General features: G+C 71.0%; 1 protein-coding gene. It reads right to left on the bottom strand.

The features are described 5' to 3' along the window. Positions 1–130 precede the first annotated feature (130 nt). Positions 131–1494 (bottom strand): glycine cleavage T C-terminal barrel domain-containing protein (locus AC1DWF_RS31895; protein ID WP_476842551.1); only part of this gene is annotated, 1364 nt, incomplete at its 5' end.

The following is a 1494-nucleotide window of genomic DNA, read 5'->3' as shown; positions in this document are numbered from 1 at the left end:
GGCGTCCTCGCGGCCCCGGCGGACCATGACCTGCACGATCTCGCGGCGCGGCAGGCTGACGCGGACGGGCATGCTGCCCGCCGCGCCGCGCGGCCCCGGCGTGGCGATGGCGGCCAGCGGATGCATCGGCTCAGGCGCGGACAAGGCGGTTCTCCGGATCATAGCCATGCGGGGTGACCACCTTCACCGGCACCTCCTCGCCCTGCAGCGGGTTGGCGGCGAGGATCTCGCTGCCCATGCGGGCTTCCCCGTCCCGCAGCATGCCGAGGCCGATCCAGCCGGGATCGACGACGGATTGCGTCGCGCTGGTGATCCAGCCCTGGTCGCGGCCGTCGACCAGCAGATGCGCCCCGGCGCGGATCTGCCGGGCCGGATCGGCGCTGCGCGGGCCAACGAGATGCGGGCGCGACGGATCGGTCAGCCCGGGGCGCTGCGCCAGCACGCGGCCGATGAAGTCGCCCTTCTTCTTGAGCATGCGTCCGAGGCCGAGGTCGTGCGCCGTGGTCTGGCCGTTCAGCTCCGACCCCGCGACATGGCCCTTCTCGATACGCAGCAGGCCGAGCGCCTCGACGCCATAGGGCTCGATGCCATGCGTCGCGCCTGCTGCTATCGCCGCCTGCCAGACATGCGCGGCGTAGCCGGCCGGCATCGCGATCTCGTAAGCGAGATCGCCGGAGAAGGAGATGCGGAAGAGGCGCGCGGGCACACCGGCGGCTATACAATCGGCCACCGCCATGAAGGGGAAGGCCTCGTTCGACAGGTCGACGCCCTCGATGATTCCGGCCACGACCTCGCGCGCCTTGGGTCCGGCGATGGCGATGGCGGCCCAATGGTCCGTCACGCTGGCCAGGCTGACATCGAGATTCGGCCAGGCGCTGGCGAGATGGAATTCCAGGTGCTGCATCACCGGCCCGGCTTGCGCCGTGGTGGTGGTGACGAAGAAACGTTCCGGCCCGATGCGGCTGGTGGTGCCGTCATCGAAGACGATGCCGTCTTCCCGCAGCATCAGCCCGTAGCGGGCACGGCCGACCGGCAGGGTGGAGAAGGTGTTGGCGTAGACGCGGTCCAGGAAGGTCGCCGCATCGGGCCCTTCCACCGCGATCTTCCCGAGCGTCGAGACGTCGCAGATCCCCACGCGCTGGCGCACCGCGCGCGCCTCCCGCTTGACGCTCGCCCAGCCGTCGACGTCCTCGGGCCTGGGATAATAGGCCGGGCGCTTCCAGATACCGGCATCCATCCAAACCGCGCCGAGCGCGTCATGCGTCTGATGCAGCGAGGTCCGCCGTGTCGGCTGCAGGTGCTGCCCAACCTCGCCGCCGGCCATGGCGCCCCAGGTGATCGGCGCCGTGTAGGGACGGAAGCGCGGCACGCCGACCTTGGCGACGGGCTCGCCCCGGGCCTCCGCCAGAACGGCGGCGCCGACGATGCCGCCGGACTTGCCTTGGTCGGTGCCCATGGCGTGGGTGGTGTAGCGCTTGGCGTGCTCGATATGGC

The sequence above is a fragment of the Aminobacter sp. P4_D5 genome, from assembly GCF_056401815.1.
The sequence above is the reverse complement of the archived record's forward strand: the minus strand, read 5'-3'. Positions and strand labels throughout refer to the sequence as shown.